27 protein-coding genes are annotated in these 25589 nt (G+C 68.2%); 14 read left to right on the top strand and 13 right to left on the bottom strand.

Annotation, left to right across the window (positions count from 1 at the left end; all coding sequences use genetic code 11):
* Positions 1-95: 95 nt before the first annotated feature.
* Both KUV38_RS20390 and KUV38_RS20385 read right to left on the bottom strand, forming a co-directional pair.
* Complete coding sequence (locus tag KUV38_RS20390; protein WP_222472048.1) at positions 96-470, bottom strand: hypothetical protein; 375 nt, start codon at positions 468-470, stop codon at positions 96-98.
* Complete coding sequence (locus KUV38_RS20385; protein WP_222472047.1) at positions 467-1594, bottom strand: S-(hydroxymethyl)glutathione dehydrogenase/class III alcohol dehydrogenase; 1128 nt, start codon at positions 1592-1594, stop codon at positions 467-469. The genes KUV38_RS20390 and KUV38_RS20385 overlap by 4 nt, the downstream gene beginning before the upstream one ends.
* A gap of 84 nt (positions 1595-1678) precedes the next feature.
* On the opposite strand from KUV38_RS20385, the gene KUV38_RS20380 reads away from it, so the two are divergent.
* The 4 genes from KUV38_RS20380 to KUV38_RS20365 all read left to right on the top strand — a co-directional run bounded on the left by KUV38_RS20380 (position 1679) and on the right by KUV38_RS20365 (position 5172).
* Positions 1679-1999 carry an I78 family peptidase inhibitor gene (locus KUV38_RS20380; protein ID WP_222472046.1) on the top strand — a complete coding sequence of 107 codons (321 nt, stop codon included), beginning with the start codon at positions 1679-1681 and terminating at the stop codon, positions 1997-1999.
* An 83-nt stretch (positions 2000-2082) separates the two neighbouring features.
* Positions 2083-3756 carry a Y-family DNA polymerase gene (locus tag KUV38_RS20375; RefSeq protein WP_222472045.1) on the top strand — a complete coding sequence of 558 codons (1674 nt, stop codon included), beginning with the start codon at positions 2083-2085 and terminating at the stop codon, positions 3754-3756.
* 244 nt (positions 3757-4000) lie between these two features.
* Positions 4001-4345 carry a DUF2794 domain-containing protein gene (locus KUV38_RS20370; protein WP_222472044.1) on the top strand — a complete coding sequence of 115 codons (345 nt, stop codon included), beginning with the start codon at positions 4001-4003 and terminating at the stop codon, positions 4343-4345.
* A gap of 11 nt (positions 4346-4356) precedes the next feature.
* Complete coding sequence (locus KUV38_RS20365) at positions 4357-5172, top strand: zinc-dependent peptidase (RefSeq protein ID WP_222472043.1); 816 nt, start codon at positions 4357-4359, stop codon at positions 5170-5172.
* A 45-nt stretch (positions 5173-5217) separates the two neighbouring features.
* Here KUV38_RS20365 and KUV38_RS20360 read toward each other — a convergent pair whose 3' ends face one another.
* The 3 genes from KUV38_RS20360 to KUV38_RS20350 all read right to left on the bottom strand — a co-directional run bounded on the left by KUV38_RS20360 (position 5218) and on the right by KUV38_RS20350 (position 7910).
* Positions 5218-6036 carry a C40 family peptidase gene (locus KUV38_RS20360; protein ID WP_222472147.1) on the bottom strand — a complete coding sequence of 273 codons (819 nt, stop codon included), beginning with the start codon at positions 6034-6036 and terminating at the stop codon, positions 5218-5220.
* A gap of 2 nt (positions 6037-6038) precedes the next feature.
* Entirely contained in the window at positions 6039-7421 is a 1383-nt protein-coding gene (locus KUV38_RS20355) for a leucyl aminopeptidase family protein (RefSeq protein ID WP_222472042.1), read from the bottom strand.
* A gap of 108 nt (positions 7422-7529) precedes the next feature.
* A complete protein-coding gene (locus KUV38_RS20350) occupies positions 7530-7910 on the bottom strand; it encodes a hypothetical protein (RefSeq protein WP_222472041.1) in 381 nt (126 codons plus the stop codon).
* Positions 7911-8114: 204 nt separating this feature from the next.
* On the opposite strand from KUV38_RS20350, the gene KUV38_RS20345 reads away from it, so the two are divergent.
* Positions 8115-8768, top strand: coding sequence for a carbonic anhydrase (locus KUV38_RS20345; RefSeq protein ID WP_222472040.1), 654 nt, complete (start codon positions 8115-8117; stop codon positions 8766-8768).
* 101 nt (positions 8769-8869) lie between these two features.
* Complete coding sequence (locus KUV38_RS20340) at positions 8870-9313, top strand: hypothetical protein (RefSeq protein WP_222472039.1); 444 nt, start codon at positions 8870-8872, stop codon at positions 9311-9313.
* A 108-nt stretch (positions 9314-9421) separates the two neighbouring features.
* Here the strand turns inward: KUV38_RS20340 and KUV38_RS20335 are convergent, their stop codons facing one another.
* Both KUV38_RS20335 and KUV38_RS20330 read right to left on the bottom strand, forming a co-directional pair.
* Positions 9422-10156: an SDR family oxidoreductase gene (locus KUV38_RS20335; RefSeq protein ID WP_222472038.1), complete on the bottom strand. Its 735-nt coding sequence runs from the start codon at positions 10154-10156 to the stop codon at positions 9422-9424.
* A gap of 44 nt (positions 10157-10200) precedes the next feature.
* Complete coding sequence (locus KUV38_RS20330; protein WP_222472037.1) at positions 10201-11982, bottom strand: IlvD/Edd family dehydratase; 1782 nt, start codon at positions 11980-11982, stop codon at positions 10201-10203.
* Positions 11983-12093: 111 nt separating this feature from the next.
* On the opposite strand from KUV38_RS20330, the gene KUV38_RS20325 reads away from it, so the two are divergent.
* Genes KUV38_RS20325 through KUV38_RS20310 form a run of 4 tightly spaced genes read left to right on the top strand, consistent with a single transcriptional unit; the run spans position 12094 to position 14294 of the window.
* The gene (locus KUV38_RS20325) at positions 12094-12579 is read left to right on the top strand and encodes a hypothetical protein (protein ID WP_222472036.1); all 486 of its coding nucleotides are present in this window, start codon (positions 12094-12096) and stop codon (positions 12577-12579) included.
* Entirely contained in the window at positions 12576-13280 is a 705-nt protein-coding gene (locus tag KUV38_RS20320) for an AzlC family ABC transporter permease (RefSeq protein WP_222472035.1), read from the top strand. The genes KUV38_RS20325 and KUV38_RS20320 overlap by 4 nt, the downstream gene beginning before the upstream one ends.
* On the top strand, positions 13277-13603 hold the full coding sequence (locus KUV38_RS20315) for an AzlD domain-containing protein (protein WP_222472034.1): 327 nt from the start codon (positions 13277-13279) through the stop codon (positions 13601-13603). The genes KUV38_RS20320 and KUV38_RS20315 overlap by 4 nt, the downstream gene beginning before the upstream one ends.
* Before the next feature lies 1 nt (position 13604).
* Positions 13605-14294, top strand: coding sequence for an RraA family protein (locus KUV38_RS20310; RefSeq protein ID WP_222472033.1), 690 nt, complete (start codon positions 13605-13607; stop codon positions 14292-14294).
* A gap of 259 nt (positions 14295-14553) precedes the next feature.
* Here KUV38_RS20310 and KUV38_RS20305 read toward each other — a convergent pair whose 3' ends face one another.
* The 3 genes from KUV38_RS20305 to fghA all read right to left on the bottom strand — a co-directional run bounded on the left by KUV38_RS20305 (position 14554) and on the right by fghA (position 19078).
* The gene (locus KUV38_RS20305) at positions 14554-17604 is read right to left on the bottom strand and encodes an error-prone DNA polymerase (protein WP_222472032.1); all 3051 of its coding nucleotides are present in this window, start codon (positions 17602-17604) and stop codon (positions 14554-14556) included.
* A gap of 186 nt (positions 17605-17790) precedes the next feature.
* Complete coding sequence (locus KUV38_RS20300; RefSeq protein WP_222472031.1) at positions 17791-18237, bottom strand: YaiI/YqxD family protein; 447 nt, start codon at positions 18235-18237, stop codon at positions 17791-17793.
* Between the two features lie 7 nt (positions 18238-18244).
* A complete protein-coding gene (gene fghA / locus KUV38_RS20295; RefSeq protein WP_222472030.1) occupies positions 18245-19078 on the bottom strand; it encodes an S-formylglutathione hydrolase in 834 nt (277 codons plus the stop codon).
* Positions 19079-19272: 194 nt separating this feature from the next.
* On the opposite strand from fghA, the gene KUV38_RS20290 reads away from it, so the two are divergent.
* A complete protein-coding gene (locus tag KUV38_RS20290; RefSeq protein ID WP_222472029.1) occupies positions 19273-19473 on the top strand; it encodes a hypothetical protein in 201 nt (66 codons plus the stop codon).
* A 103-nt stretch (positions 19474-19576) separates the two neighbouring features.
* Complete coding sequence (locus tag KUV38_RS20285) at positions 19577-20197, top strand: TetR/AcrR family transcriptional regulator (protein WP_222472028.1); 621 nt, start codon at positions 19577-19579, stop codon at positions 20195-20197.
* 292 nt (positions 20198-20489) lie between these two features.
* Here the strand turns inward: KUV38_RS20285 and idi are convergent, their stop codons facing one another.
* Positions 20490-21035 carry an isopentenyl-diphosphate Delta-isomerase gene (gene idi, locus KUV38_RS20280; RefSeq protein ID WP_261385476.1) on the bottom strand — a complete coding sequence of 182 codons (546 nt, stop codon included), beginning with the start codon at positions 21033-21035 and terminating at the stop codon, positions 20490-20492.
* A gap of 111 nt (positions 21036-21146) precedes the next feature.
* On the opposite strand from idi, the gene KUV38_RS20275 reads away from it, so the two are divergent.
* On the top strand, positions 21147-21638 hold the full coding sequence (locus KUV38_RS20275) for a c-type cytochrome (RefSeq protein WP_222472027.1): 492 nt from the start codon (positions 21147-21149) through the stop codon (positions 21636-21638).
* A 122-nt stretch (positions 21639-21760) separates the two neighbouring features.
* Positions 21761-22777 carry a hypothetical protein gene (locus KUV38_RS20270; RefSeq protein WP_222472026.1) on the top strand — a complete coding sequence of 339 codons (1017 nt, stop codon included), beginning with the start codon at positions 21761-21763 and terminating at the stop codon, positions 22775-22777.
* 15 nt (positions 22778-22792) lie between these two features.
* On the opposite strand, the gene KUV38_RS20265 is transcribed toward KUV38_RS20270, so the two are convergent.
* Together KUV38_RS20265 and KUV38_RS20260 are read right to left on the bottom strand one after the other, a co-directional pair.
* The gene (locus KUV38_RS20265; protein ID WP_222472025.1) at positions 22793-24214 is read right to left on the bottom strand and encodes an amidohydrolase; all 1422 of its coding nucleotides are present in this window, start codon (positions 24212-24214) and stop codon (positions 22793-22795) included.
* 207 nt (positions 24215-24421) lie between these two features.
* Positions 24422-25534 carry an SPOR domain-containing protein gene (locus tag KUV38_RS20260; RefSeq protein ID WP_222472024.1) on the bottom strand — a complete coding sequence of 371 codons (1113 nt, stop codon included), beginning with the start codon at positions 25532-25534 and terminating at the stop codon, positions 24422-24424.
* Positions 25535-25589 lie beyond the last annotated feature (55 nt).

The following is a 25589-nucleotide window of genomic DNA, read 5'->3' as shown; positions in this document are numbered from 1 at the left end:
GCCCTCCTATGCAGGATGAACCGCGCAAATGCCGCGCCGGTTCCCTCGGGCCGTGGCCTTGATCGTACCCGCAGGGCGCTTCGGCCCTGCGCCGCTCACTCCTCCGGGCAAGGCTCCCGCCCGGTGAGCCACAGCAGGTAGGGCTGCGCCTTCTCGGGTGGAATCGGCATCAGCCGCATCCCGGTGCCCAAAATCGGCTCCATGATCCGGGGCCGCATCACCACCTCGCCGCAGATCGAGAGCCGCAGCTCCTCGCCCACGTGAGCCGCCGTAAGCTTGCCCACCGCCTCGCTGAACCGCTCCGAGATGGTAATGTCGAAGCCCGGCTGCGCATCGAGCACCGGGGCAACGCTCACGATGTCTCTCGCCTCGGCCTCGGCCGCCACCGGGCCGACGCGGAGTTCGAGCAGCGGAGCGGCCAGCGCGGGGCTGGCCGCCAGTGCCGCCACGAGGGCAGCAGCGCGGATCAATACTCCACCACGGCGCGGATGGATTTGCCGGCGTGCATCAGCTCGAACCCTTCGTTGATGTCATCGAGCTTCAGCTTGTGGGTGATCATCGGGTCGATCTCGATCTTTCCGTCCATGTACCAGTCCACGAACTTCGGCACATCCGTCCGGCCCTTGGCGCCGCCGAAGGCCGTGCCCTTCCAGACCCGGCCCGTCACCAGCTGGAACGGGCGGGTGCTGATCTCGGCCCCTGCCGGCGCCACGCCGATGATCACGCTCACGCCCCAGCCGCGGTGCGAGCATTCCAGCGCGTCGCGCATCACCTTCACGTTGCCGGTGGCGTCGAACGAGTAGTCCACGCCGCCGATCTGGTCGAGCTCGGTCTTCGTCAGGTCCACAATGGCCTGCACCGTGTTCTCTACCTTCGAAGGGTTAACGAAGTGTGTCATGCCGAATTTCTTCGCCATCTCCGCCTTGTCGTCGTTCAGATCGACCCCGATGATCTTGTCGCAGCCCGCCATCCGCAGGCCCTGGATCACGTTCAGCCCGATGCCGCCGAGGCCAAAAACGGCGGCCGTTGACCCAATCTCAACACCTGCCGTGTTAATGACGGCCCCGATGCCGGTGGTCACGCCGCAGCCGATGTAGCAGATCTTGTCGAAGGGCGCGTCCTCGCGCACCTTGGCCAGCGCGATCTCGGGCATCACCGTGTGGTTCGCAAAGGTGGAACAGCCCATGTAGTGATAGATCGGCGTGCCATCGAGCATCGAGAACCGGGTCGTGCCGTCAGGCATCAGGCCCTGGCCTTGCGTATTGCGGATCGCGGTGCACAGGTTGGTCTTGCCGCTCAGGCAAGAGGCGCACTCCCGGCATTCCGGGGTGTAGAGCGGGATCACGTGGTCGCCCGGCTTCAGCGTGGTCACGCCCTCGCCCACCTCCAGCACAACCCCCGCGCCCTCATGGCCAAGGATGGACGGAAACAGCCCCTCCGGGTCATCGCCCGAGCGGGTGAACTCATCGGTGTGGCAAATCCCCGTCGCCTTGATCTCCACCAGAACCTCGCCCGCCTTCGGGCCCTCAAGGTTCACCTCCATGATCTCAAGCGGTTTGCCAGCCTCAAGGGCCACCGCGGCGCGCGTTTTCATTTGTCGAAACTCCCGTTAATCTGTCGCGCGGAACCGTGGGGGAATCTCTGCGTTTATTCAACCGGATATGGGAAGAAACCCGCGATGAAATCTCTCAAGGCCCTGATTCTCCTGACGGCACTCGCCGCCTGTCAGCCCCCGGTTGAAGACCTCCCCCCGAGCGACGATCCGCTGCAGGACAATGCCGACAGCGGCCTCGTGGAGCGCGAGCCTGACATTTGCGGCGCCTCCACCTATCGCACCGCCGCCATCGGCCAACCCTCCAGCGTGATCCCCACGCTCGGCGTCACCCGCCAGATCCGGGTCATCCCCCACGGCGGCATCGTGACCCAGGAGTACAATCCCTACCGGATGAACTTCTACCTCGACCCCGCCGGCCTGATTACCCGCGTCACCTGCGGCTGATCCACCCCGGAACAGGCGGACTCGACTCCCGCATGGTGCAGGGCTAAAATAGAACAAATCACGAACACACCTGCTGCCGCCTCATGCCCAACCGCCGAATCCTCTCGCTGTGGTTCCCCCGGCTTGCCGCCGAGCGGCTGATCCGTGCCGAGCCCGCGCTTGCCGAGGTGCCGCTGGCCGTGGTGCGCGAAAGCGGCAACGTGGTCAGCCTCGCTTCGCTGTCGCGCACCGCCTCCGCCGCCGGGCTGCGCCCCGGCCAACCGCTGCGCGATGCGCAGGCGGTCTGCCCCGATCTCGTCACCCGGCTGGAGCGGCCCGCCATCGAGGCCGGGTTTCTCACCGTTCTGCGCCGCTGGGCCGGCAAGTTCTCTCCCTGGATCAGCGAGGCCCCGCCCGAGGGGCTGGTGGTGGATATCACTGGCTGCGCCCATCTCTTCGGCGGCGAGGCCGGGCTGATGGGCGAGGCCGAGGCCGATTGCGCCCAGCTCGGGCTGACGGTCTGCTCCGGGGTGGCCGATACCGTCGGCGCGGCCTGGGCGCTGGCGCGGTTCGCGGGCCAGGGGCCGGGGGCGCTGCGCTCGGGCGATGCGATCGACCAAGAGGCCTATGCCACCCGCGCCCGCGCGGTGAAACGGCGGCACTGGGAGCGTGGCGGCCCGCCCCCGCTGGTCGCCGATACGCCTTCGCCAGAGGCCCGCATCGCCGCGCCCGGCATGGCCCGCGAGGCTCTGGCACCGCTGCCGCTGGCCGCGCTGCGCCTGCCGCCCAAGACCACCCAGCAGCTTGCCCGCCTCGGGCTGCGCCGGGTCGAGGAGCTGGCCGCCCAGCCCCGCGCCGCCCTGGCCCGCCGCTTCGGCGCCGATCTGGTGCTGCGGCTCGACCAGGCCTTCGGCACCGCCCCCGAGCCGGTCTCTCCCGCCCGCCCCGAGCCGCGCTATGCCGTGCGGCTGACCCTGCCCGAGCCGATCGGGCTGGAGCCCGACCTCGCCGCCGGGATCGACCGGCTGCTGCCCGCGCTGGAGGCCCGGCTGCGCGCGCGCGGCATGGGCGCCCGGCGGCTCCGGCTGCACCTGCTGCGCTGCGATCACAGCGCCCAGGTGCTCGAGTTGGGCCTCGCCCGCCCCTCCGCCGACCCCGAGCGCCTGCGCCCCCTGCTGCGGATGAAGCTGGCCGAGGTCGATGCCGGTGACGGGATCGACGTGATCCGGCTGGTGGCCACCGTCACCGAGCCGGTCCACGCGGTGCAGCACCGCGGCCACGCCGGGGCCAGCGCCGATGCCGCCGCCCGGCTGCAAAACGACACCGCGCTCGATGACCTGATCGGGCGGCTGGGCGCGCGGGTCGGGCTGGAGCAGATCCACCGGCTCCACCCCGGCGACAGCCACGTGCCCGAAAAGGCCACCCAGCTCCGCGCCGCCGCATGGTCCGCGCCCGCCACCGACTGGCCCCCCCGCCCCACAGAGCCGCGCCCGCTGACCCTGTTTGCGCCCGAGTTCGTCACCCCCTCCGGCCCGCCCGGCGACCGGCCCGCCGCCCTGCCGCTGGCCTTCCGCTGGCGCCGCCGCCAGTTTGCCACCGCCTCGGCCACCGGGCCCGAGCGGATCGCCCCCGAATGGTGGCTCGACGAGCCGGCATGGCGGAGCGGGCAGCGCGATTACTGGCAGGTCGAAACCGCCTGCGGCGCGCGGCTCTGGCTGTTCTACGCCCACGGCGGGGCGGTCTCGGGCGGCTGGTTCTGCCACGGGCGGTTCGCCTGACCCCGAACAGAAAAAGGCCCGCCGGACAAAGCCGACGGGCACTGTAGTCTGGCACCCCGGTGGGGCGACTGGGTGGGGGCTATGATGCCACCCCACCGGGGTCGAGCCTGGGGCTCGTTGCGTGCCGAGGTGTATCGCAACCGATCGCGGCGCGGTCAGGATCGGCGGGCGACCCTGCGGGGGCCATTTTGCGACATTTTCGAGACGCTTGATTTTGCCCCCGCTTGCCCCCACTCTCATAGGCATGAACGTGCAGTCGCCCACGCCCTTTCCCGGCAATCGCGCGAACGAGCCGGTCGCCTTCCAGCGCCCCGAACTTTCGCTCATTCTTGGTCTCTACGGGCGCTTCGTCGCCGCTGGCGAGTGGCGTGACTACGGCATATCGAGCCTGCGTGACGTTGCCGTCTTCTCGATCTTCCGCCGCACCGCCGAGCACCCGCTCTACCGGATCGAGAAGCGCCCCAAGATGCGGGCCAAGCAGGGCATGTATGCCGTGATCGGGATGGACGGGCAGGTGCTCAAGCGCGGCCATGATCTGCGCACCGTGCTCCGCGTGCTCGAACGCAAGCTGATCCGCGCCGTCGAGTAACCGGCCACCCCATGCCCACCCTCATCGTCCTCGGCCTCATGGCGCTCGCCGCCCTCGCATGGGGTGTCGCCAAGCTGTTGCGCCGCCGTTCCCGTGCCGCCCTTCTGACTATGCGGCTGACCGAGGCCCAGCGCGCGGTGATCTCTGCCAAGGTGCCCATCACGCGCCGCCTGCCGCCCGATCTGGCCCGTGCCCTGGAAGGCCGGGTGAACCTCTTTCTCGATCAGGTCGAGTTTTTGGGGCGCGGCGGGCTGGAGGTGACCGACGAGATGCGCCTCTCCATCGCCGCGCAGGCCTGTCTTCTGGTGGTGAACACCGACACATGGTTCGTGAACCTGCGCACCATCCTGATCTACCCCGGCGCCTTCCGCTCGCGCCGCGCCAGCCACAACGGCTTCGTCGTGACCGAGCAGGACACCGTCCGCACCGGCGAGAGCTGGGCGCGCGGCCCGGTGATCCTGAGCTGGGCCCATTCCGAGGCAGGCGCCGCCGATGAGCACGATGGCCACAACGTGGTGCTCCACGAATTCGCCCATCAGGTCGATGATCTCTCCGGCGCGGCCGATGGCGCCCCCGTCATGGCCCGTGGCCAGAGCTTCGCCGAATGGGCGCGGGTCTTCACCGGCGCCTACGAGCGACTGTGCGAGAAGGTGGAGCGCGGCGAACGCGGCGTGATCGACCCCTACGGCTGCGAGGGCCACGAGGAGTTCTTCGCGGTGGCCGTCGAGGTCTTCTTCGAGCAACCTGCCGCCCTGATGGAGGAGGAGCCCGAGGTCTACGCCCAACTTTCAACCCTGTTCAAACTCGACCCGGTGGCGTGGCAGTAACATCCACCTAACCGCATGGGTCGGGACCTGTCCCGACTCCCCGCTCTAGCCCACCCGCCGCCGCGACCGCAGCGCATAGCCCGCTGCCTCGATCCGCGCCAGCGCCTCGGGCAGCGGCTCGATCACCGTGCTCATGAAATGCCCTGTTGCGTGAATGAGCCGCTCCGCATCCAGCGCCATCGCCACATGCCCCGGCCAGAAGAACAGGTCGCCCGGCTCAACCGTCGCATCCAGCGCCACGCTCTCGCCCACGGCCTCCTCCTGCATGTCGCTGTCGCCCGGGCAGTCATGCCCTTCGGCCCGGAGCGCCGCCTGCACCAACCCCGAGCAGTCGATCCCCGCGCCCGAGTTGCCACCCCAAAGGTAAGGCGTGCCCAGAAAGAGCTGCGCCACCTCCAGCCGGTCCATCCGCGTGCCGATCTCCGTCAGATGCTGCACCGGCACAAACCCGCCCGGCGTTTCGCACAGGTCACCCTCCTGCCCGGTCACCACGACCTGCGCGCCGAACGAAAGCACCGCCTTCTCCCGCACCTTGATGCTCGGCTCCGGGTAAAGGTGGCTCTGCCGGGCACTCACCCGGTGGGTCGGGGCCACCACCTCGCCCAGCGCCGCCTCGGCCACATAGCCCACGTAGCCATCGGAGGCCGCCTGCACAAAGGCCCAGCCCGCCACCCGCTCATACACCACCACCCGCGCGCCCATCAGCAGCTGCCGCTCGCGGTCGCCCGCCGGATCGCGGCAGATGTCGGCCAGCGGGGCGCAAACGCAGGCCGCTTCGCCCTCCACATAGGCCTCCGCCTCGACCAGCCCCTTCAACGCGGCGGCAGCCACGCGGGCATTGGCGGGGGTAAGGCGGCGGTCCAGCTTCATCCCAGCACCTTCGGCAAAGCCGCCAGCAGCGCCCGCGCGCCCATTCCAACGCCCCCCTTGGGCCGCCCCGGCGCCGGGTTCGGCTGCCAGCCGTAAATGTCAAAATGGGTATAATCCGCACCCTCCGGCACGAAGCGCCGCAAAAAGAGCGCCGCCGTGATCGCCCCGGCCATGCCGCCCTTCGGCGCATTGTCGAGGTCCGCGATGCCCGGCTCGATACGCGGCTCGTAAGGCGCATGGAACGGCATCCGCCAGACCGGGTCCGCCACCTCTGCCGCCGCTTCCGTGAGCGCACCCGCCAGTGCTTCGTTCCCGGTGAAAAAGGGCGAAAGGTCATCGCCCACCGCCACCCGCGCCGCGCCGGTTAGCGTGGCGAAGCTCACGATCATGTCGGGGTTTTCCTCCCCCGCCAGCGTCAGCGCATCTGCCAGCACCAGACGCCCCTCGGCGTCGGTGTTGTTGATCTCCACCGTCAGCCCCTTGCGGCTCGTCAAAATATCTTGCGGCCGGAAGCTGTTGGACGACACCGAGTTCTCCACCGCAGGCACCAGCACCCGCAGCCGCAGCTTCAGCCCCAGCGCCATGATCATCCGCGCGAGGCCCAGCACCGTGGCCGAGCCGCCCATGTCCTTCTTCATCAGACCCATCGAGGCGCCCGGCTTCAGGTTCAGCCCGCCGGTGTCAAAGCACACGCCCTTGCCCACGAGGGTCAGCGCAGGCCCTTCTTCGCCCCAGCGCATGTCCAGCAGCCGCGGCGCCTCGGCGCTGGCCCGGCCTACCGCGTGGATCATCGGAAAGTTCTGCGTCATCAGGTCGTCACCCCGGATGGCACTGGCCTTTGCGCCTTGCTCTTTCGCCAGCGCAAAGAAGGCATCCTCAAGCGCTTCAGGCCCCATGTCGGAGGTCGGGGTGTTGATGAGATCGCGGGTCAGGAACTCGCCCGCCGCAATCGCCTCCAGCTTCGCGGCATCAACCCCCTCGGGGCACACCAGCTGCGCCTTCTCGCTCGCGCTGCTCGCGTAACGGGTGAACTGGTAGCTGCCGAAGAGCCAGCCCAGAGCCGCCTCCTCGGCCTCCCGCGCCCCCCAAGCGCCCGCCAGCGCGTAGGTGCCTTCGGGCAATGCTGCCGGCAACCCGCCGGTGGCAAAGCGGCGCCGGTCGCGGCTGCCTTCGCTGCCAAGCCCGAGCAACACGGCGCCCAACGCCCCGCCCTCGCCCGGCACAAGGCAGGTCTCGCCCGCACCGGCCTTGAAGCCGGTGGACGCAGCCCACCGGGCGGCCTCTTCCGGCAGGCTCTCAAGCCCCTCGGGGCCGACGGCCCAAACCGGGCATGCGGCACCATTGGCGGGGGCGAATTTGGGCAAGGGGGTGGAATACATGGGGGCTCCATCTGGCAATTTGGCGCCAGAGTAGATCATGCCCGCCCCAGCCGAAAGCCCGGCTGAGAGCGCCCCCAATTCGATGGCCAAGGGCCACCCGGCCAGCTGTCAGACCGAGAGATCCTGCGTATCCCACACCTCGGTGAGCGAGCGGTCGGCAATGCGCCCGAGCCGGGCCAGCGTGGCCGAAATCGCCGGAAAATCCAGCGCCCGCGCCGAGCGCGCCACGTCACCCGCCACCCGGGCCAGCCCGACCATGCCGATCTGCTCGGCAATGGCGATCAGCCCGCGCGCGAGCCGCGCCACGCCGTCCCAATCCTGCGCCCGAAAATGCGCATCCACATCCGCCAGCCGCACCGCCAGCTCTTCCATCGCGCGGCAGACCACGTCCTCCGCGCCCTGATCGCCCAACTGGTAGTAGAGCGAACCCAACCGATCCGGATCTAGCCGGACTTCATCTTCAACCTGCAATACGGAAACCTGCGCCATCTGTCGCACCTCGCTAGACACCCCCGATATACCCAAGGCGCAAAATGCCCCGAAGGGCTGAACATTCCGTTAGCCTGCGCCGGGCCAAAGCCCCCGATTTGAACCAAAGGCGAGCCGATCGGTCGCAAGGTTCTGCACCGCAGCACTCTTCCCACCGCGCCGAGATCTGGGTAAGACCTGTGAAACGACAGGAAGGGCATACCCATGGAAAGGCTCGTCAAACCTCTGCCGGACTACCTCGTCAGCCGCTATCAGGGCTGGAAGGCAACAAGTTACGAACAGAACAAGAGCTGGTTCCGCCGGCTCGCGGACGAGGGCCAGCGCCCTCCGATGATGGTCATCGCCTGCTGTGACAGCCGGGTGAACGTGAACGAGATGTTCGGCGCCCAGACCGGCGACATCTTCCTGCACCGCAACATCGCCAACCTCGTGCCGCCTTTCGAGCCCGATGGCGACCCGCACGGCACCTCTGCGGCAATCGAATATGCCGTGACCGTGCTGAAGGTCTCGCACCTGATCGTCGTCGGCCACTCCAACTGCGGCGGCGTTGCCGGTTGCCTCGACATGTGCTCGGGCAAGATGCCGGAGCTGGAAGAGAAGAGCAGCTTCATCGGCCGCTGGCTCGACATCCTGCGGCCCGGTTACGAGCGGGTGAAGGATATCGAGGAGCCGGAGGCGCGGATCCGTGCGCTGGAGCGGGAGGCGGTGGTCGAATCGCTCTCCAACCTCATCGGCTTCCCTTTCGTGCAATCGGCCATCGAGGCCGAAGAACTCAGCCTGCATGGGCTCTGGTTCGACATCCGCGAGGGCGTGCTGGAGGGCTACAGCCCCACCGCAAAGAGCTTCGAGCCGGTCTGACGGCCCTTCGGAGCCTCGTTTCGGGCGCGCAACACACTCGCGCCCGAATTTCCGGCGGCCATAAACCGGGCATTAACTGAACTGGGGGCAAGGTGCCGGGCATGAAACAGCCCGCCATGAACCTCACCCTCCGGATGCCCCTGAAGCTCCTCAACAAGGCCAATCGCGCAGCACGCGCGGCGGACCAGACGCTTGCCGAGTTCCTCCGGCAGGCCATTCTCTCGCAATTGGGCGAGGCGCCAAAGGTGCCGCCCGCGGTGGTCGACAAACGCCGGGCACTGGCCCAGGCCATCGAGGACTCGGTCACATGGCCAGGCCTGCAGGCCCGGCTCCGCAAGCTCGGCTACGTGCTCCGCGCCCCCGGCGAAAACGGCCGCACCGGCCAGCCCCCGCTGAGCCTCTGCACCTGGCCGGAGGAAAAGCCCCTCGTCCCCCTCACCCGCCTCGGCGTGAGCCGGGAGGATCTGACGATCAAGTTCGCCAGCCACTTCCCCGGTAAACCGCTGGAACGGCGCGACGCCCCGGCGGAGAAAAAGGCCGCCTGACGGCAGAGAGACCGGCTCTGGGTGGCCCAGCTGCGCCGGGCAAAGAAAAAGGCCACACCCCTGTGGGTGCGGCCCTTCATGTCTCACTAAGACGTAACGCCTGCGCGGTCAGCCGCGCCCGATGTAGGGCATGTTGGTCGCCATCACCGTCATGAACTGCACGTTGGCCTCCAGCGGCAGATCGGCCATGTAGAGCACCGAGCTCCCCACGTGGCTCACGTCCATCACCGGCTCCACCGCGATCGAGCCATCGGCCTGCGGCACGCCCTTCTGCATCTTCGCGGCCATCGGCGTCAGCGCGTTGCCGATGTCGATCTGCCCGCAGGCGATGTTGAAGGGCCGCCCGTCGAGCGAAATGCTCCGCGTCAGCCCCGTCACCGCATGTTTGCTCGCCGTGTAGGGCGCCGAACCCCAGCGCGGCACATAGGCGCTGACCGAGCCGTTGTTGATGATCCGCCCGCCCTGCGGCTCCTGCCGCCGCATCACGCCAAAGGCGGCGCGGGCGACGATGAAGCTGCCGGTCACATTGATGTCGATCAGGTTGCGCCAGTCGGCCACGTCGATCTCGTCGATCGGGGCGCCACCCAGCGAAACGCCGGCGTTGTTGAACACCGCATCCACCCGGCCCCAGGCCTTCGCCGCCTCGGCAAAGGCGCCCTCCACGGCGGCCTCGTCGGTCACGTCGCAGGGCAGCACCAGCGCCTCGCGCCCGTTCGCCGTTTCTTCCAGCGCCTCGCGCCGCCGCCCGATCAGGCCAACCTTCCAGCCTGCCTCAAAGAAGGCCTCCGCCGTCGACCGGCCCACACCCGAGCCGCCGCCGGTGATGATAATGCTCTTCGCCATGATATCCTCCCGTAGAGCGGGCAATCTGCCCGCCGTCACTTTCTCTAATGGTTGTCGCGCGGCAATTGCTCCCGCACCCGCTGATAGGCCGTCGCCAGCTCAAGGCAGCCGCCCTGCGCCAACTGGCCCACATGGGTCCGGTAAATCTCTTGCCACGGTGTCTGATGCTCCAGCTTCGGCGGGCTCCACGCTTCGCGCCGGGCCGCCCATTCGGCGTCATCCACCAGCGCATCCATGCGCGATGCGTTCAGATCGAGCCGCACCCTGTCGCCGGTCTCCAGCAGCGCAAGGCCCCCGCCCACCACCGCCTCGGGCGAGGCGTTCAGGATCGACGGGCTCTCGGACGTACCGCTCTGCCGCCCGTCCCCCACCGTCGGCAGGTGGTTGATCCCCTGCTTGATGAGCGCATCCGGCGGCTGCATGTTCACCACTTCCGCCGAGCCGGGGTAGCCCACGCAGCCCACGCCGCGGATGAACAGGATCGAATGTTCGTCGATCCCGAGGCTCTCGTCGTTGATCCGGTCGTGGTAATCTTCCGGTCCCTCGAACACGACAGCCCGGGCCTCATGCACGCCCTCGGCCCCCGGCTCGCTGAGGAACCGCTTCTTGAAGTCCGCCGAGATCACCGAGGTCTTCATCAGCGCCGAGTCGAAGAGGTTGCCGCTCAGCACCTTGAAGCCCGCATGCTCCCGCATCGGCGCCGCGCAGGTCTTGATCACATCGGTATCGACGCTTTCGACCCCCGCAAGGTTCACCCCCATGGTGTTGCCCGTCGCAGTCATAGCCCCCTCGTGGATGCGCCCGGCCTTCATCAGCTCGCCCATCACCGCAGGCACCCCGCCCGCGCGGAAGAAGCTCTCGCCAAGGTATTCCCCGGCAGGCTGCATGTTCACGAGCAGCGGCGCGTCAAAGCCGACCGTCTCCCAATCCTTCACGTCCAGTTCCACACCGGCATGCCGGGCCACGGCCTGCAGATGCGGCGGCGCATTGGTGGAGCCGCCAATCGCGGTGCAGACCACGATGGCATTCTCAAAGGCCTCGCGGGTCAGAATGTCGGAGGGCTTCAGATCGTCCAGCACCATCTGCACGATGCGCTTGCCGGTCTCGTAGGCCATGTTCATCCGCTCGCGGAATGGCGCGGGGATGGCGCTGTTGCCGGTCAGGCTCATGCCCAGCGCCTCGGCCATCGCGTTCATCGTGCTGGCCGTGCCCATCGTGTTGCAGTGGCCCAGCGAGGGCGCAGAGGCACAGACCCGGCCCATGAACTCGTCATAGTCGATCTTGCCCTCGGCCAGCAGGCGGCGCGATTCCCAGATGATCGTGCCCGAGCCTGCGCGCTCGCCCTTCCACCAGCCATCCAGCATCGGCCCGCCGTTGAGGGCGATGGCCGGAATGTCCATCGTCGCCGCGCCCATCAGCATCGCGGGCGTGGTCTTGTCGCAGCCGGTGGTCAGCACCACCCCGTCGATCGGGTAGCCGTGCAGCACCTCGACAAGGCCGAGGTAAGTCAGGTTCCGGTCCAGCGCGGCGGTGGGCCGTTTGCCTGTTTCCTGAATCGGGTGGACGGGAAATTCCATCGGAATGCCGCCACCATCGCGGATGCCCGCCTTGATCCGGTCCATCAGGAACACGTGGATCTTGTTGCAAGGCGCCAGATCGGAGCCGCTCTGGGCAATCCCGATCACCGGGCGCCCGCCCTGAATCTCTTCCCGCGTGAACGCCTGATTCTGGTAGCGCTCCACGTAAAGCGCGGTCATCCCCGGGTTGTTGGGGTTGTCGAACCATTCCTGGCTGCGGAATCGCTTGTTGGCTCGCGTATCGCTCATGGCTGGCCTCCCTTTGCCGCGCGGGGGCCTCCCCGGCCCCGCGACCTGCTTGCGGCAACTTCTGCGTTTGGTATACCAAATGCAAGGGCCAATCGGCCCGGGGAGGAACTCATGACCATTCGCACCGCCGTGCTCGCGGCCGCATCCCTGTGCCTGTGCGCGGTCCCGCAGGCCCGCGCCGCCACGGCGGATATTTCGCCAGATGAGCTGATTTCATGCGCCCAAGGCCCCGCCGCCTCAGGTGCGCTCTGCATATCCCAGGCGCTGGAGCCCTGCGACGCCGTGGTGCCAGAAACCCCTGCCGTCGCCGCCCTGTGCTACGCGCAGGCACGCGAGGTCTTCGAGGCCGATTTCCCCGCCGCGCTCGAGGCCGTGACCGCCAAGGAAGGCGAGGCCACCGGCGCCGAGGCCCGTATCGTGGTGAAATACGAGGTGCTGACCCGCGCGCTTCTCTGCGAACGCGACATGGAGTTGCTCGCGCTCGAAGGCGCCCCGGAAGATGAGATCACCCGGCGGCAGGCCCGCTGCATGGCGCTGGTCACCGGCGACATCTGGCTGCGCCTGCGCCTCACCACCGCGCCCCGCCCCAAGCCATGAGCCCAACCCGAGCCTTCTGGCGCGGCTACCTCGACTGCGCCCCCTTCATCCTCATCGTGGTGCCTTACTCGATGATGTTCGGGGTGGTCGCCCGCGATGCCGGGCTGGACGTGCTGCAAACCTTTGCCATGTCCGCCATCGTCATCGCCGGGGCCTCCCAGTTCACCGCGCTGGCGCTGTTGCAGGATCAAGCCCCGGTGTTCATCGCCCTGCTGGCGGCCCTCGCGGTCAACCTGCGCATGGCGATGTATTCCGCCGCCCTCGTCCCCCACATCGGCCACGCACCCCTCGGGCTGCGCGCGCTGGCGGCCTACCTGATGGTCGACCAAGCCTTCGCCGTGGCGGTGCGCACCTATGAGGAACGACCAGACATGCCGAAGCCCGCCAAACTGGCCTATTACTTCGGCTGCATGGCCCTGATCTGCCCCTTCTGGTACGGCTCCACGCTGGCTGGCGCCCTGCTGCGGGAGGCGATCCCGGCAAGCTGGTCGCTCGATTTCGCCGTGCCGGTCTGCTTCATCGCCCTCGTCGCGCCGCTGCTGCGCTCCGCGCCCCACCTCGTCGCCGCCTTCGCCGCCTGCGCAGGCTCCATCGCCTTCGCAGGCCTGCCGTGGTCCCTCGGCATCTTCACCGCAGCGCTGCTCGGCATTGTCGCAGGCGCGCAAACCGAACTGGCGCTGAAACGGAGGCAAACCGCATGATCTCCGATGCTGCCTTCTGGACCCTCACCGCCGCCCTCGGCGTGGGCACTTTCCTGATCCGCTTCTCCTTCCTCGGCCTCCTCGGCGGGCGGCAACTCCCCGACTGGGCGCTGCTGCACCTCAAATACGTCGGCGCCGCCGTCTTTCCTGCCCTCATCACCCCCTTGCTGCTCTGGCCCGATGCCACCGGCGGCCAGACCGACCCCATCCGCCTTCTCGCCGCCGCCGCCGCCTTCGCCGCAGGCATCCGCTTCGGCGTGGTGCCCGCCATCGTGGCCGGGATGGGCAGCCTCTACCTTCTGCAATTCATCACCGGAGCCTGACATGATCGAAGAACCCCCCATCCTGCGCATCCGCCGCAAGTTCCCGCGCCCGACCGCCACACAACTCGCGGCCTTCAAGGGCATGCCCACCGGCTTCATCTGCGACGCGATGAACGGCAAAGGCTCCATGGCCACGCCGATCGCGCCCCTCGACCTCGGCCAGCCCGCCATCTGCGGCCCGGCGCTGGTGGCGCAGAACGGGCCGGAGGAAATTCTGGCCACCATCGCCGCGCTGAACCTGATCGAAGCGGGCGACGTGGTCATCTCCTCGGTCGACGGCTGGCAGGGCGGCTCCTGCGCCGGCGATCAGATCTCGGGGATGATGAAAAACGCGGGCGCCGCAGGCTTCGTCACCGACGGCCCGATGCGCGACCGTGAGGGCGTGCTCGCCACCGGCCTGCCCTGCTGGTGCACCGGCCTCAACCCCAACTCGCCCTACGGCAAAGGCCCGGGCGCGGTTGGCTACGGTGCCGTGGTCGGCGGCGTGCAGGTGGAAAGCGGTGACATCATCGTGGCCGACGAGAACGGCGTGGTGGTGGTGCCTTTCGCCCGGATCGACGAGGTCGCCGGCAAGCTGGCCGAGGTGAAAGCCGCCGAGGATGCGTTGGAGGCCGAGGTGAAAGCCGGCAAGAAGACAATCCTCGACCTTGAGGAGATGGCCGCCGAGGGCAAAGTCGTCTTCGACGATTGACTTGTCGGTGGCGCCTGCGGCGGGCTGCGCCTCGTAGCCTCGCTGCGCTCGGTGTCTCGGTGGCCTCGCTGCGCTCGGCTCGGGTGCAGTCAGGCCGTCCCCTCCGGGGTCGGTCTGCTGGCGTGATTTATGTCGCCGGGCGCGTGGACTCTCTGCGGAGTGCCAGAAGAGATTCAGGCCTCCGGCGGGGATATTTTCAGCAAAGAAATGACTCAGGCGCGGCGGGCTGACAGCGCGCGCGCCCACGCACGATCCGGCCTCACACCACGGCGGTTCGGCATTTCATCTCGCCGGTCTCGGGATCGGCCTGCCACCCCTCTTCGCGCACCCAGACAAAGCCGCGCCCGCCCTGGCCCTGGTCGTCCACTGGCGGGGACAGATAGGTAGCGGTGCGGGCACTGCCTGCCGTGGCGGCCCCGATGCCTGCCACCGGCGTGCCCTCGTCCGGGGTGAGCCGTGGCCGCAGCAGCGCCATCGGATGCGCCCTGAGGCTCAGGCGCATCGCCACGTAATCCTCCACCATTTCCTCCCCGAGGCTCATCTGCGGCAGCACCGCCGCCGCCTCGGCAATCCCCTCGCCCTCCAGCGCACCCGCGAACAGCGGCAGCGGCGCGTCGCCCCGCAGCGCCTTGGCCTCCCAGAGCGCCTCGCGCCGGTTCAGCCCCAGCGCGGCGAACACATCCGCCTCCGCCAGCGCCTCCATCAGATGCGGCGCCACCCCCGCCCGCCGCCAGACCGCCGCCACGTCGCGGTAGCCGTTGCCCCGCGCCGCGCAGATCCACCGCGCCTCTTCCTCGCGCATCGCCCTGATCTGCCGGAACCCCAGCCGCAGCGCCAAGCCGCCCTCGCCATCGGGCTCCATCGTGTTGTCCCAGAAGCTCTCGTTGATATCGGGTGGCCGCACCTCGACCCCGTGCTCGCGCGCATCCCGCACGATCTGCGCAGGGGCGTAAAACCCCATCGGCTGGCTGTTGAGCAGGGCGCAGGCAAACACCCCGGGGTGGTGCCGCTTCAGCCATGCGCTGGCATAGACCAGCAGCGCAAAGCTCGCCGCGTGGCTCTCGGGAAAGCCATAGGAGCCGAAGCCCTCGATCTGGCTGAAGCAGCGGGCGGCGAAATCGGCGTCATAGCCGTTCTTCAGCATCCCCTTCATGAACCGCCCCTCGAAGTCGCTCACCCGCCCAAGCTTCTTGAAGGTCGCCAGCGCCCGGCGCAGTTGGTCGGCCTCATCAGGCGAAAACCCCGCGCCGATGATCGCGATCTGCATTGCCTGTTCCTGAAACAGCGGCACCCCCAGCGTCTTGGCCAGCACCTCGCCCAGCGCGTCGGAGGGAAACTCCACCTTCTCCTCCCCGTTTCGCCGCCGCAGGAACGGGTGCACCATATCGCCCTGAATCGGCCCGGGCCGGATGATCGCCACCTCGATCACGAGGTCATAAAAGCACCGGGGCCGCATCCGGGGCAGAAAGTTCATCTGCGCCCGGCTCTCCACCTGAAACACGCCAAGGCTGTCCGCCTTGCAGAGCATGTCATACACCCTCGGGTCCTCCGGCGGCAGCGTGGCAAGGTCGAACCGCTGGCCATGATGCTCCGCCAGCAGGTCAAACGCCTTGCGAATACACGAGAGCATCCCCAGCGCCAGCACATCCACCTTCAGGATCCCCAGCGTGTCGATATCGTCCTTGTCCCACGGGATCACCGTGCGGTCTTCCATCGTCGCGTTCTCCACCGGCACCAGCTCATCCAGCCGCCCTTCGGTGATGATGAACCCGCCCACATGCTGGCTCAGATGCCGCGGAAAGCCCTGTATCTCCTCGATCAGGCTCAGCGTCAGCGCCAGCCGCTTGTCGGCGGGGTCCAGCCCGATCTCGCGCAGCCGCGAGTCCATCATCTGCCCAGAGACGGAGCCCCAGCCCCAGATCTGCGAAGACATCGCCGAGAGCGTATCGTCCGAGAGCCCCATCGCCCGGCCCACCTCCCGCGTGGCCCGCTTGCCGCGATAGTGGATCACCGTGGCGCACAGCCCGGCGCGGTGCCGCCCGTAGCGCTCGTAAATATGCTGGATCACCTCCTCGCGCCGCTCATGCTCGAAATCCACGTCGATATCCGGCGGCTCGTCCCGCGCCTCGCTGACGAACCGCTCAAACACCATCGTCCCGATCTCGGGGCTGACGGAAGTCACCCCGAGGCAGAAGCACACCACCGAGTTGGCCGCCGAGCCGCGCCCCTGGCAGAGGATCCCGCGCGAGCGGGCAAAATCCACCACGTCATGCACGGTCAGAAAGTAGGGCTCGTAGCCCAGCTTGCCGATTAGCTCCAACTCATGCTCCAGCATGGCCCGCACTTTGCCCGGCGCGCCCGAGGGGTAGCGCCAGCGCAGCCCTGCCCGCGCCAGCCGGGCCAGCCGCTCGCCCGCCGTCTCGCCGCCGGTCACCTCCGAGGGGTATTCATAGCGCAGTTCGTCGAGCGAGAATGTGCAGCGCTCCGCCACCTCGCCCGCCCGCGCCACCGCCGCCTCATGGCCGGCAAAGAGCCGTAGCATCTCCGCCTCGCTCCTGAGCCGCTGCTCGCCGTTGGCCAGCGCGGCGCGGCCCAGCTCGTCCACCCGGCAGCCCTGCCGGATCGCGGTGAGCACATCCGCCATCCGCCGCCGCCCGCCGTGGTGCATGAGGGGGCGGGCCGAGGCCACCAGCGGCACCCCCAGCCGCTCCGCAAACTCCGCCAGCCGCGCAATCCGCCCCGCATCGCGCCCGTCATAACGGGGCGCGGCACAAAGGCTCACCGCCGCGCCGAACCGCTTCAGCAAGCGCCGCGTCACCGCCTGCCAGTCACCTACCGGGTGCACCAGCATCTCCAGCCCCGCGCCCCACTCCACGAGGTCACCAACATGGAGCACGCAGGCCCCCTTCTCCGCCCTGAGCCGCCCCAGCGAGAGCAGCCTGCACAGCCGCCCCCACCCCGCCCGGTCGCGCGGCAGAACCGTCACCTGAAACCCGCAGCTCAGCACGATCCGCGCGCCGGGCAAAAGCCGCGGCACACAGTCCACATCCAGCGAGGGCGCGCGCGCAAACCCCTCCGGGCACAGCGGGCCAATCGGCCCATCGGCCTCCAAAGCCGCCCGCCGCGCCGCCACCGCGCGGGCAATCTCCCGCCCCCGCTGATGCGCCCGCACGATGCCCGCCACCGAGTTCTCATCGGCAATCGCCAGCGCGCCCACGCCCATCAGCCCGGCACGCTCCATCAACTCCTCGGGGTGCGACGCCCCGGTGAGAAAGGTGAAGTTCGATGTGGCAGACAGTTCGGCAAACACGGGCGATTCCTTCGCCCCATATTTTCACGTTTTGTTCTCACGCTCAACGTCCGCCACACAAAGCCACAAAGCCACATTTTCTTGCTGAAAATATCCAACCCCGCCCCATCAACCCGCGCCACCGCCCGCGACAGCAGGCGCGCGCGGGGCGAACCGGGTGGGTGGGCGGGCGCCCGGCCCGTGCGCCTATCCAGCCGCCCTCAGCGCCCGCTCCAACCCATCCATAAACCGCGAGCGATCCGCCTTCGAAAACGGCTTCGCCCCGCCGCCCTGGTTCAGCGGGTTGGCCTCACGCAGCCCGGTCATCAGGTCGCGCGTCGCCAGCACCGAGCCGATGTTGCGCGCCGTCAGCCGCTCGCCATCGGGCTTCACCACCAGCGCCCCGGCCTCCACGCAGCGGGCCGCGAGCGGGATGTCGGCGGTCACCACCACATCCCCCGCCCCGGCGTTCTCGGCGATGAAGTCATCGGCCACGTCCAGCCCTTCGGACACATAGACAACCTCAACCAGCGGGTTGGCCGAGGGCCGCAGCCCGCCGTTGCAGACGATTTTCACCGTCGCCCCGGCGCGCGTGGCCACCCGCTCCACCTCGGCCTTCACCGGGCAGGCGTCTCCATCCACCCAGATCGTCATGCCCGCCTCATCGGGCCCACAGCGCCTCGGCATGGAAGCTCACATGCTCCTCCATGAAGCTGGAGACAAGGAAGTACGAATGGTCATACCCCTTCTGCATTCTCAGCGCGCCCTCCTGCCGGCGCTCGGCCATCGCAAGCGCAAGGGTGTCTGTCTTCAGCAGGTCGCCAAACTGATCATCGGTGCCGGTGTCCACCAGCACCGGCCCGTCAAAGCCCTTGTGCTTCATCAGCGGTGCGGCGTCATGCGGTGCCCAGGTGCTCTCGTCCGAGCCAAGATAGGCACCAAGCTGCTTGCGGCCCCAGTCGCTCTGGCTCGGGTGGCAAATCGGGGCAAAGGCCGACACGCTCGCAAACCGCCCCGGCAGCCCCATGGCCAGCGTCAGCGCACCATGCCCGCCCATCGAGTGCCCGGTGATCGACTGCCGCGCCATGTCCACCGCAAAATTCTCTCCGATCAGCGCGGGCAGTTCCTCGGCCACGTAGTCCCACATCCTGAAGTGCTTCGCCCAAGGGTCCTGCGTGGCGTTCACGTAAAACCCCGCGCCCTTGCCAAGATCATAGGCCTCATCATCCGCCACGTCGTCACCGCGCGGCGAGGTGTCGGGGAAAACCAGCGCAATCCCCTGCTCGGCGGCCCAGCCCTGCGCGCCCGCCTTGGTCATCGCGTTCTCATGGGTGCAGGTCAGCCCGCTGAGATACCACAGCACCGGCACCGGCCCGTCCTTCGCCTCTTCGGGCAGGAACAGCCCGAAGGTCATATCACAGGCGCAGGCCTCCGACGCATGGGTATAAACCCCCTGAACCCCGCCAAATGCCCTGTTTTCCGCAACCGTTTCCATCGCTCTGCCTCCTGAAATCCAAACTCGCGGCGACTATCCAGAGGCAGAGGCTGAATGTCCACCGTGCGCTGCTGCACAGGCCGCTCCGCAGAAAAATGAACCGAACGGTTCAGAAATTCCTTGCAAAGCGAACTGAACAGTTTAGATATCTTTCTGAACCGAGTGGTTCAGTTCAGATTCGAAAGGATAGACCGATGCTCCGCATCTCCGCCCTCACCGTCCTCATCGCTCTCGGCGCCTCCGTTCACGCCGCCAATGCAGGCTCCTTCGGGATCGACATGCCGCATGTGACCTTCACCTCGGCCACCTCCAGCCCGACCACGCCCGACCTCCCAAATCGGGCCTGCACCTCCCCGGCGACCCTCACCTCCGACGCCTGCGCCTCACACCAGTGACCACCACCACCGCTCACCCGGCAGAAAGTTCCGGCAGGGAGTGCATCTCCTTGCCGGAACTAAACTGTCTGGTTTATAGTTGGTCAGGGGAACGGAGCACGACATGAACGCACCCATGGGTGAAATCAAACGTGGCCGAAAGTTCGATCAGGTGCTCGAAGGCGCCCGCAAGATCTTTCTGGCCGATGGGTTCGAAGGCGCGAGCGTCGACCTGATCGCCAAAGAAGCTGGCGTATCCAAGGCCACGCTCTACAGCTACTTCCCCGACAAGGGCCTCCTCTTCATGGAGGTCGCCACCTGCGAATGTCAGCGTCAAGCCGAAGCCGCGGTCACCGAGATCGACCCGAGCCGCCCGGTTCGCGACGTGCTGCGCCTCGTGGCCGAGCGGATGCAGGGCTTCATGCTCTCCGATCTCGGCAAGGGCATGTTCCGCATCTGCGTCGCCGAAAGCGGCCGCTTCCCGGAGCTGGGCCAGGAGTTCTACAAATACGGTCCCCGCTTCGTCCGCGACAGCATCGTGCCATTCCTGCAAAATGCGCAGGAGCGTGGTGAACTGGCCGGGATCGAGGATTTCGAACTGTCCGCCTACCAGTTCATGGAGCTGTGCAAGGCCGAGGTCTGGGTCAAATGCCTGATGGGCCTTGAGGACGAGTTCACCGAAGAGAAGCGCAAGAAGGTGATCGACAGCGCCATTGACATGTTCATGGCCCGTTACGGCGCCTGAAGTTTCTTTCCTTCAAAATCAGTGACTTGACTGAGCGGCAGTGATTTTCTGCGCCTTGCCGGCAAAGAATCCACCGCCCTGATGCGTTTCACCTGCAACGGGCCCGCCAGCGGCCCGGTGCAACCGCATCTGAAGGACAGTCCAATGGCCCGTATCGCCGCCCTCACCCTGCTCATCGCCCTCGGCGCCTCGATCCGTGAGGGCGCCATGGCAGAGCCCGCCCCCTGCGCCCCCACAGCCTGCGCGATCCAGCTTTACTGAGTCTCAAGTGCGATGAGGCGACGAACCGACCCTAGCGGTCGAACATGCCGCGATGCTCGGCCATGTAGATCCGCAGCCACGGCGTAAACCGCTCCGGCGCCTCGGTAATCTCCCCCGCTAGGTCGGCTAGCGTCACCCAGCGCGTGGCCTGCACCTCATCCGGGGCGGGGGCCAGCTCCGGCGCAGAGGCCTCGCCGCGAAACATCGCCACCACCTCGTGCTCCACCATGCCGCCGCCCACATCGGCGCGGTATTCCACCTCGCCCACCGGCTCCAGCGCCACGCCACTCAGGCCCAGCTCCTCGCCCAGCCGCCGCACGGCGCAGGCCTCATCGGCCTCGCCCCAATGCGGATGGGTGCAACAGGTGTTCGCCCAGAGCCCCGCCGTGTGATATTTGCCCGCCGCCCGCTGCTGGATCAGCAGCTTCGGCCCTTCGAATACAAAGACCGAAACCGCCCGGTGCCGTAGCCCGTCACGATGCGCGGCCAGCTTCTCCACCGGCAGCAGCCGCCCATCGACCCAGGCCGGGATCATCCCGCTTTCTACCTTGGTCGTGTGGTCGGCCCCGTTGCGCATTTCTATATTCCCCTGTGCCACAGCGTCGCGTGTCTATCGGCCTGTGGCTTGGCTAACAAGGCCACACAAACGCGCGGGTTTCGCAAAGCACGACCCCTCAAGGAGGAAGCCATGAGAACACCCATCACAGCCCTCGCCCTCGCCGCCCTGCTGGCTGGCCCGGCGCTGGCCGAGAGCCATGAAGCCGAGGCCGGGGCCGAAACCGAAGCCATGGCCGAAATGGCCGCCCCCACCGGCGATGCCGCCGCGGGCGAAGAGACCTTTGCCAAGCGCTGCGTCACCTGCCACGTGGTGCAGGATGCCGACGGCAACACCCTTGCCGGCAAGGCCTCCAAGACCGGGCCGAACCTCTACAACGTCGCTGGCCACACCGCCGGCGCGGTCGAGGGCTTCCGTTACTCCAAGGATCTCGAGGCCGCCGGCGCCGAGAGCGGGCTGGTCTGGACCGAGGAGCACTTCGTCGCCTACGTGCAGGACCCGCGCGGCTTCCTGCGGGAGTTCACCGGCGACAGCAAGGCGAAGTCCAAAATGTCCTTCCGCCTGAAGGGCGAGGAAGACGCCGCCAACGTCTATGCCTACCTCGTCAGCCTGAACAGCATGTAACCCCCGGCCCCGCCCCGCGAATTTCGTCGGGGCGGGCCGCTTGCCGATTCCCATACCGGCGAAAAGCCGCTACTCTTGCCGCAACGACAAAAACGGCAACCACGAGCAGGCACCCCCCGCGCATGACCGCGCTCAAGCAATATCAACGGCTGGAGAGCGCCGGCCTCTGGCAACCCGCCCCCGAGGCCCAGCGCCAGAACGTCGTCGTCAGTTTCGGCGATGCCTCTCTGGCCATCTCCGACAGCGCCGGGCGGGCGCTTTCGCATTGGTCGCTGGCCGCCGTCGAGCGGGTGAACCCCGGCGAGCGCCCCGCCATCTATGCCCCTTCCGCCGAGGCGGTCGAACTGCTCGAAATCGAAGATGAAACCATGATCGAGGCGGTCGAGCGCGTGCGTCAGGTCATCGCCAAGAGCCGCCCGCGCGAGGGCTGGCTGCGGCGGATCATCCTCTGGGGCGGCTCGCTGGCGCTGGCCGTGGCCGCCGTGGTCTGGCTGCCCGGCGCGCTCACCTCCCACACCGTCCGCGTGGTGCCCGAACCCACCCGCGCCGCGCTCGGCGGGCAGGTGTTCAAAGCTATCGGCCGGGTCTCGGGCGCGCCCTGCCGCACCTCGCGCGGCGACCGGGCCCTCGCCCGGCTCCACACCCGGCTGCTTGCGCCCGAAAAGGGCGGCCTGCTGGTGCTGCGTGGCGGCATCCGCGATACCGTGGCCCTGCCCGGCGGGCTGATCCTGCTGAACCGCGCGCTGGTGGAAGACTTCGAAAGCCCCGATGTCGCCGCTGGTTACATTCTGGCCGAGGCCACCCGCTCCGGCGCCAAGGACCCGCTCCAGCGCCTGCTGGAGCACGCCGGGCTGATCTCCACCATCCGCCTGCTGACCACCGGCGCGCTGCCCGAGTCCACGCTTGACGCTTATGCCGAAGATCTCGTCGCAGCCGCCCCCGCGCCGGTGCCCGAGGAGCCGCTGCTGGACCGTTTCGCCGAGGCCCGTTTGTCGGCCACGCCCTATGCCTATGCGGTCGATGTCTCCGGCGAGAGCACCCTGCCCCTGATCGAGGCCGACCCGATGCGCGGCGGCGGTGCCGAGCCGGTGCTGGAAGACGCCGACTGGATCGCCCTCCAAGGCATCTGCGGCGAGTAACCCCGGCCCTAAGCCTCAGTCCTGCCCCATCGCCGCAATCGGCGGCTCCGCGCTCTCCGGCAGCGGGCAGATGTAGCCCTTGGGGCCAACCCGCCGGGCGAGGTCTTCCTTCGCCCGCGCCCGCAGGTCCGCATCGCACATCGCATCGGCGCCGGTCGCGGCCATCACGGCGGCAGCATGGACCATGCCTGTAAAGGCGGGCTGGCTCTTGCCCTGCGCCACCGCCTGCCAGCTGTGCAGCTGAGTGCCAATCGCATGGGTCGCGCCCCAAAGCTGCACCGTAGGCACCACCCAACTCACATCCGCCACATCGGTCGAGCCACCCAGCGGCATCTCCGGCGCGGTGCCCGGCACCACGAAGTCCGCCAGCGCCTTGCGACTCTCCTCGCTGATGCCAACCGAGCGGTAGGCCGATTGTATCTCCGCCTCGCCCAGCGTCGCCTGCACCCGCGCCGCATAGGCCCGGTCCATCTCCGAAAAGGCCGGAGCGCCGAGCCGGTCGAGGTTGCGCTGCATCGCCTCGCCCAGCGGCGCGTTGTAGATGAGGTTCGAAACCGCCGCGAGCACCACGTCACTCACCTCCGTCTCGGTCATCAGCGCCGCGCCCTGCGCCACCTTTCGCACCCGCTCCAGCAGCTCCAACATCTCCGGCGCGGTGCCGGACCGTACCACGTAGCGAGCCATCGCATGGGCCTGCACCACGTTGGGAGAGATCCCGCCCCCGTCGATCACCGCATGATGAATCCGCGCCTCGTCGGGCATGTGCTCGCGCAGGTAGTTCACGCCCACGCTCATCAGCTCCATCGCATCCAGCGCGCTGCGGCCAAGGTGCGGTGCGGCAGCGGCATGAGAGGCCCGGCCGGTGAAGGTAAAATCCACCCGCGCGTTGGCCAGCGAGCTGCCCTTCAGCACCGCCGGGATCGCGCCGGGGTGCCACGTCACCGCGATGTCCACATCGTCAAACGCCCCGGCCCGTACCATGAAGGCCTTGGCCGCGCCGCCCTCCTCCGCCGGGCAGCCATAGTAGCGCACCCGCCCCGGCGTGCCGGTCTCTTCGAGCCAATTCTTCACCGCCGTCGCCGCCAGCATAGAGGCCGCGCCCAGCAGGTTGTGGCCGCAGCCGTGGCCATTGGCCCCCGCCTCCAGAGCCACGGGCTCAAACACATCCGCCTTCTGGCTCATCCCCGCCAGCGCGTCGAACTCGCCCAGAAAGGCAATCACAGGCCCGCCGCTGCCCGCCTCTCCCTTTACCGCGGTCGGAATGCCCGCCACCGCGCGGCTCACCTCGAAGCCCTGCGCCTCCAATTCCTCGGCATGGGCGGCGGCCGATTGCGCCTCGGCATAACAGGTCTCGGGCGTGGCCCAGACCTTGTCGCTCAGCACCTTGAACCGCGTCTTTGCGGCTTCGACATGGGTCCACAGCGGGTGCTCGTTCATTTCAGCGGCCTTTCGTTCGGAGGAGTGGCGCGTTCACCCGCGCCCGGTTGCCCGCAGGGTAGAAACGCCCCGCCCCCTTTGCAACGCCCCCACCACTCACCTCAGCCTTCAACGACCCCGCCAAAACGCGCCGCGCCCCGCGGGATCTCTCCGGCGGGGCGCGTTTGCCTGTATGGTTCTGCCTGAACTCGTTCTTGCTTCTTGGTCTTACCTCACGAAGGCGTCGCCAAAGCCCATGGCCCGCGCCTTCCTAACTCCTGCATTGAGTGCATCGCCCGCCAGCGGCCCGGCCAGAACGATGGTCATCGCCTTGCCGCCCCGGGTGATCGACTGCGTCCGAACCGGCAGCCCGGCACCACGCAGCTTTGCCGCCGTGCTTTTGGCGTTGGCAGCGGCCCCGAAGGTGCCGACCTGAATGTAACGCCCGCCCGCCGCCTTGGCGGCCTGCTTCGGCGCGGGGGTTGCCTTGGCCTTCCGCACCACCTTTTTGGTCGCCTGCTTCGGTGCACTCTTGCTGGATACGCTGATGATCTCGCCGGTGCTCTTCTTGCGAATGATCTTCTTCACCACCCGCCGGGTCTTGGTCGCGGGCTCGGCCACGGCCTTGGTGCTGGCACGGGTCCGGGTCACCGTCTTCGGCCCGAGGTGGCGCTGCTGCTCGGCGTAGTCAGTGTAGGGGTACACCATCTCAGAGCGCAGCGCGGTCACGTCGCGCCCGGTGCGAATGTCGATCAGCCGGTGCGGTACTTCCTGCGTCCAGACCAGCGCCATCTGCTCCCGGCCCGCCTGCGTGCGCTCGCCCCGGTCGGGGTTCAGCCGCCCGTCGGTCCAGACGCGCTTGTAGCCGCGCGGCGTGCGCACCTGCGCCGCCTTGGGCGAAGCAGCGGCCTGCTCGCGCGAGACCACGTAATAGGTCTTGCCGTCCTTCACCACCTTGCGCGCGCCGCGCGCCCGCTTGGCACCGGGGTCGGCCTTCACCACCCGGTAGGTCACCTTGGGGCCCTTCGGCGCCGCGCTGCCCGCCACCGTCGCAACCGGCTTCTTGCCCGCCGCGCTGCGCTTCTGCGCGCTGCGAGAAACCTCGCGGGTCACCGTCTTCGGCTTCGATGTACTGCTGGCCACCTTGCGCGGGGTCGTCGTGGGCTGCGGCTTGGCGCTCGGGGTCGCGGCCTGCTTGCGCACCACCCGCGTGGTCGTCCGTGGGGCCGCAGCGGGCGTTGCCGCCTCTTCCGGCGCATCGGCCACCACCGGCAGGTCCGGCTCCGGCACCTTGGCGAAGGTCGGGGTCACACCGCAGACCTGCTTGCGGGCTCGCGTCATCCGCGGCACCCATGTCACCGCGCCATCAAAGCCCGCGCGCACAAAAACGCAGCCC

Origin of the sequence: Vannielia litorea (assembly GCF_019801175.1) — a bacterium.
Classification (GTDB): domain Bacteria; phylum Pseudomonadota; class Alphaproteobacteria; order Rhodobacterales; family Rhodobacteraceae; genus Vannielia; species Vannielia litorea_B.
The sequence above is the reverse complement of the archived record's forward strand: the minus strand, read 5'-3'. Positions and strand labels throughout refer to the sequence as shown.